Source organism: Pseudomonas sp. 51_B, assembly GCF_017491595.1.
Taxonomy (GTDB): domain Bacteria; phylum Pseudomonadota; class Gammaproteobacteria; order Pseudomonadales; family Pseudomonadaceae; genus Aquipseudomonas; species Aquipseudomonas promysalinigenes.
On record NZ_JAFGYW010000066.1, the window covers coordinates 1 to 854 of the forward strand.

General features: G+C 57.3%; 2 protein-coding genes. One reads left to right on the plus strand and one right to left on the minus strand.

All coding sequences use genetic code 11. From position 1 onward, the window contains the following. On the minus strand, positions 1-198 hold a 198-nt coding region (grpE, locus tag J5M56_RS23610), incomplete at its 3' end, for a nucleotide exchange factor GrpE (protein WP_207937897.1). A gap of 240 nt (positions 199-438) precedes the next feature. Between grpE and J5M56_RS23615 the strand changes: the two genes are divergently transcribed. Further along, positions 439-854: AAA family ATPase (locus tag J5M56_RS23615; RefSeq protein WP_207937898.1), on the plus strand; the 416-nt coding region annotated here is incomplete at its 3' end.

Here is an 854-nt window from a genome sequence, read left to right on the forward strand (position 1 = left end):
CTTGTGCGCCTTCTCGACGTCCTGCTCGGCACGGCGGCGAACGTTCTGCAGATCGGCAGCAACACGCAGAGACTGATCCTGCGCGGCGGCCAATTGCTCTTCGAGCACTTGCACACGGGTCGCCAGGTCGTCACCCGAACCTTCGGGCGCCTGATTGGCTTCTGGGTTTTGCGTATCTACTGTCTGTTCGTCAGCCATAGAATTCTCCTTTCAATTTCGTCAGCGAGCCTGACTCGCGCTTCTGCCCCGATATATGGGGCCGCAAAATCAGGCTTCAAGGGCTGAAAACAATTGTCCCTACAAAAAAGTGCTGAATACTCATTCTTGAATGCGCTAAGAAAACTCTCTGATCAAGCAAATCGAGCTAAGGGCGGGCATTGTCAGGCCTGAACAAAACACTGTATAAATAACCAGACCTCAAGCCTGGGAGCTGCCTTTATGCTGGTGCACCTGTCCGTACATAACTACGCCATCGTTGAACATCTCGATCTCGAACTTGATCGCGGGATGAGCGTGATCACAGGGGAAACCGGCGCCGGCAAGTCGATCATGCTCGACGCCCTGGGCCTCACCCTGGGTGATCGCGCCGACAGCGGCGTGGTTCGCCCGGGCGCTGACAAAGCCGACATTCTTGCCACCTTCGATCTTGCTGATATCCCCGAAGCCAGCGCCTGGCTGGCCGAGCGCGATCTGGAAAACGACGGGCCGTGCATCCTGCGCCGGGTCATCACCTCGGAAGGTCGTTCGCGCGGTTATATCAACGGCACGCCCTGCCCGCTTGGCGACCTCAAAGCCCTCGGCGAGCTGCTGATCGACATACACAGCCAGCACGAACATCAATCGCTGCTGAAAAC